The organism is Microbacterium sp. BF1, from assembly GCF_019279095.1.
In the GTDB taxonomy this organism is placed as follows: Bacteria; Actinomycetota; Actinomycetes; order Actinomycetales; family Microbacteriaceae; genus Microbacterium; species Microbacterium maritypicum.
The window spans coordinates 1-4,341 of the sequence record NZ_JAGYWT010000199.1 but is presented as its reverse complement, the minus strand read 5'-3'; the positions used below and the strand labels follow the sequence as shown (position 1 = coordinate 4,341).

At 66.1% G+C, this 4,341-nt stretch carries 4 protein-coding genes; 1 reads left to right on the top strand and 3 read right to left on the bottom strand.

All coding sequences use genetic code 11. From position 1 onward, the window contains the following. The first annotated feature begins 188 nt into the window (after positions 1-188). The gene (locus tag KZA10_RS08595; RefSeq protein WP_218682657.1) at positions 189-1,205 is read left to right on the top strand and encodes a sugar-transfer associated ATP-grasp domain-containing protein; all 1,017 of its coding nucleotides are present in this window, start codon (positions 189-191) and stop codon (positions 1,203-1,205) included. A gap of 61 nt (positions 1,206-1,266) precedes the next feature. Here the strand turns inward: KZA10_RS08595 and KZA10_RS08590 are convergent, their stop codons facing one another. The 3 genes from KZA10_RS08590 to KZA10_RS08580 all read right to left on the bottom strand — a co-directional run bounded on the left by KZA10_RS08590 (position 1,267) and on the right by KZA10_RS08580 (position 4,307). Then, complete coding sequence (locus KZA10_RS08590) at positions 1,267-1,962, bottom strand: coenzyme F420-0:L-glutamate ligase (protein WP_218682656.1); 696 nt, start codon at positions 1,960-1,962, stop codon at positions 1,267-1,269. Then, positions 1,959-3,197, bottom strand: coding sequence for an RNA polymerase sigma factor (locus tag KZA10_RS08585; RefSeq protein ID WP_017830477.1), 1,239 nt, complete (start codon positions 3,195-3,197; stop codon positions 1,959-1,961). Before KZA10_RS08585 ends, KZA10_RS08590 begins: the two co-directional genes overlap by 4 nt. Positions 3,198-3,365: 168 nt before the next feature. After that, positions 3,366-4,307, bottom strand: a complete 942-nt coding sequence (locus KZA10_RS08580) for a proteasome assembly chaperone family protein (protein ID WP_055867890.1) — start codon at positions 4,305-4,307, stop codon at positions 3,366-3,368. Positions 4,308-4,341: the final 34 nt, after the last annotated feature.

Below are 4,341 nucleotides of genomic sequence, written 5' to 3'. Positions count from 1 at the left end.
CAGATCGGCCACGCGACCACCGGCTGCCACCGCCGCCGACGCTCCTGCCGCCAGGGCGGAGCGGGAGATCATCGCACGCGGCAGGGAGCTGGAAGTCGTGTCACACACGTGTTCCAGCCTAGCTTCCGGCTCCCAGGTCGGCCTCCCCGGCCCCCGTAGACTGGTGGGGACCCCGACCCTGGAGCCTCATGTCTCGTCTTTCCCTCGCGCCCCGCATCCGCTATCTGATGGGACGTGCCCGCCGCATCGACGTCGGATCGGTGGTGGAACGCGCCAAAGAGGCCTCCGAGCAGCACCACAAGGCGGTCCCCGCGATCGTCGTCGACATGCTCTGGTCGGCCGCGCGCCACAACGTCGGGTTCCAGGACTACATCGACTACGACTTCGCGATGCTGACGAAGGCCGAGCGCGCGACGTACATGACGCATCCGGTCTCGAACCAGCTCTCCCAGCGGTACGACCACCCGGACTATCGCTGGATCTTCCAGGACAAGGTCGAGTTCGACAAACAGTTCTCCGACCATCTGCACCGCGAATGGATGGTCGTCGAGGAGGGCAACGCCGACGCTGTTCGCGAGCTCACCCAGCGCCTCGGAACGATCGTCACGAAGGAGCCGGTGGGCCAGGCGGGCACCGGAGTGCACCGCTATCACGCCGCCGACATCGACGACTGGGACGAGTTCCACCGTGGGCTGCTGGCCCGCGGCGAACTCCTGATCGAGGAAGTCATCCGTCAGCACGACGCCCTCGCAGCCGTGTGCCCCGGCACGGTGAACACCACCCGGATCACGGCGTTCTTCGACGGCGAGAAAGCCCATATCCTGGCGATGGCCCAGAAGTTCGGGCGTGGTGCCGTGAGCGACCAGATGACGTTCGGCGGCTTCTACACGATGCTCGATGAGAACGGTCATGCCGTCGGCGCAGGGTACGACTCGCACGGCCACGTGCACGAGACGCATCCGGACTCGGGCTTCCGCATCGCCGACTTCCAGCTTCCCTACATGGACGAGGTGCGCGCGTTCATCGACAAGGTCGCCCGCATCGTGCCGCAGGTGCAGTACGTCGGCTGGGACATCGTGGTCTCCCCGGACGGGCCCGTGCTCGTCGAGGGCAACTGGGGTGCCGGCGTGTACGAGAACAAGCCCAGCGTCACCGGCATCCGCACGGGCCACAAGCCTCGCTACCGCGAGGTCATCGGCTTCTGAGATCCACGAAGAAGGCCCCGGATGCTGAGCATCCGGGGCCTTCTTCGTGGATCTGAGCGGATCAGACCGCGCGGACGATACCGAGCGGCGTCGACTCCAGGCCCTGTCCGAGCGGGTTGTCGCCGAGGATCTTGACGAGGCGACGCTCTGCGTCCTTGTCGAGCGTCGAACCGAGGATGTTGCCGCCGAGATCGTTGATGTCGACCACCGCCACCTCCGCCTGACCGCCGATCAGTGCCTTCACGTGTGCGGCCACGCCGTCGGGATCCTTGGGTCCGAGCACGACGGCCTCGTTATAGGGAGGGATGGTGTGCTTGGTCGGACCGTCGATCGCGCGTGCCTTGTCTCCGGCGATGCGGTAGAAGTCACCACGACGGCCGAAAGCCTTGGTCACCGCCGCCACGGCGGACGCGAACAGGATACGCGGGGTGCCGCACTCCCGCAGCGCCATCTCCATCGTCTCGGGCATGCCGAGCCCGATGCCGTACGGCGTGCGGGTGACGTACTTAGAGAGGAAGAGCGCGAGCTTGCGCGGCTTGATCTCGTCGAGACGGTAGGACCGCCCCTGGGTGATCGCCACGATCTTCTCGGTCACGAACAACAGGTCGCCCGGCTGCACGGCGTCCTTGGCGTACTCCGTGATGATCGCATCGAGGTCGTCCTCGGGCATGACCACGCGGGTGCGCAGCGGGATGCGTGCGTAGCTCTTGCCGTCGACGCTGGTCTCGAGCGCCTTGCCGTCGTTCGCCTGGCTCATTCGAGGTAGTCCCGCAGGGACTGCGAGCGGCTCGGGTGACGCAGCTTCGCCATCGTCTTGGACTCGATCTGGCGGATGCGCTCACGCGTCACACCGAACGTGTCGCCGATCTGGTCGAGCGTCTTCGGCTGACCGTCGCCCAGGCCGAAGCGCATGCGGATGACACCCGCCTCACGCTCGGACAGCGAGTCGAGCAGCTGCTCCAGCTGACGCTGCAGCATGGTGAAGCCCACGGCGTCGGCGGGGACCACGGCCTCGGTGTCTTCGATGAGATCACCGAACTCGCTGTCGCCGTCTTCACCCAGCGGAGTGTGCAGCGAGATCGGCTCACGGCCGTACTTCTGCACCTCGACGACCTTCTCGGGCGTCATGTCGAGCTCACGGCTGAGCTCTTCCGGAGTGGGTTCGCGGCCGAGGTCCTGCAGCATCTGACGCTGCACTCGCGCGAGCTTGTTGATGACCTCGACCATGTGCACCGGGATGCGGATGGTACGGGCCTGGTCGGCCATGGCGCGGGTGATCGCCTGACGGATCCACCAGGTGGCGTAGGTCGAGAACTTGAAGCCCTTGGTGTAGTCGAACTTCTCGACAGCGCGGATCAGACCGAGGTTGCCCTCCTGGATCAGATCCAGGAACTGCATGCCGCGGCCGGTGTAGCGCTTGGCGAGCGAGACGACGAGTCGCAGGTTCGCACCCAGCAGGTGGCTCTTGGCACGCTGACCGTCGCGGGCGACCCACTGCAGGTCGAGACCGAGCTGGCTCGTCTTCTCGGCCGCGGTCATCGCCGACAGCTTCTCCTCGGCGAACAGACCCGCCTCGATGCGCATCGCGAGCTCGACCTCTTCGGCCGCGTTCAGGAGCGCGACCTTTCCGATCTGCTTCAGGTAGTCCTTGACAGGGTCGGCCGTCGCACCGGTGATCTGCGTCGAGTAGACGGGGACGTCTTCGTCGTCGTTCGACGAGATGACGATCGCGCCGGTCGGCAGCGGCTCGGTGAACTTCGGCTTGGCGTCCTCGTCCTCGTCATCCTCTACAGCGGCAGCTGCGGGAGCCTCGTCTTCTTCGACGACGTCCTCGGACTTCTTCTTCTTGACGGGGGCGCGCTTCGCTGCCGCACGCTTCGCCGCGCTCAGGGGCGCGGGCTTCTCGGGCGCATCGGCCTCGACCGGAGCGTCGGCGGTCGTCTCTTCGGCAGCCTTCTTCGTCCGGGTGTTCTTCGTCGTGGCAGGAGTCACGTTTCGCCTTTCACGGAGCTGCTGTGTAGCCCCGGGACATTTCGGACACTAGTAAGACCCTTGTCAAGTCCAGCGCTCGAAAACACTGATTGACAACGGGTCAGAGTCCTAGTATCGCACACGTGTGGCGATGCGGACGCATTCCGACGAAGTTCTCGCGGATCCGCCTCAACCGCGACCGGGCTTGTCCTCGTCGCCGGACGGGCGCGAGGCCAGGTAGCGCTCCAGCTCCGCGGCCAGCTCATCGGCACTGGGAAGGTCGCGCTCGCTGAAACCGCCCTCGTCGTAGGAGTCGTCGTCGGGGTTACGTCCCGCCATGTACGCGTCGTAGCGGCGCTCGAGATTGTGGACCATCTGCTGCAGTTCGTCGTTCCCGGCGACCTGCTCGTCGACCCGCGTCAGATAGTCCTCGCGGCGCTCCTGGACGGCATCCAGCATGAGCACGAGTCCGGTCGACGCCATCAGCCGCTCCGCCGCCGCGATGACCGCGTCGGGATTCTCGGTCTCGGCGAGGTAGTGGGGAACCAACAGAACGAAGCCGACGGCTCGATCGCCGCGCTCGACGAAGCGGAATTCGAGCAGGTGCCCCGCTGTCGCCGGGACCTGCGTGCGCGGACGCCACACGGAGTGCGCCACGGTGAGCTCCCGGCGATTGCCGCTGACCGTCGTGCCGATCGGGCGCGTGTGGGGTACCGGCATCGCGATCGAATGCACCCAGTGCAGGCCCGAGACCTCGAACTCCGCCGCCAGCGCGAGAACTGTTTTCGCGAAGAGGTTCCACGCGAAGTCGGGCTCGTATCCGGCGAGGAGCAGGAACGGACGACCGAGTGCATCGGTCGCCAGCGACAGCTCGAGTCGTGGTGGCGTGAACTCCGTGAGATGGTCCTGGTCGAACGAGATCACCGGACGACGCGCACGGTAGTCCAGCAGCGCGTCGTTCTCGAACACCACGACCGGCTGTGGCGATGCGGTCTCGCGCAAGTGATCGATCAGACCGGACACCGCGCTGCCCGCATCCGTGAAACCGGTGAGAAGCAGCACCAACGGCAGGCCATGCGGCACTGCGGGCGCATTCGCGACGCGTTCGTGGATCTCACCGGAGAAGGGCATGTCTCCATGCTACGAGCAGGTCCGGATGCCGGGG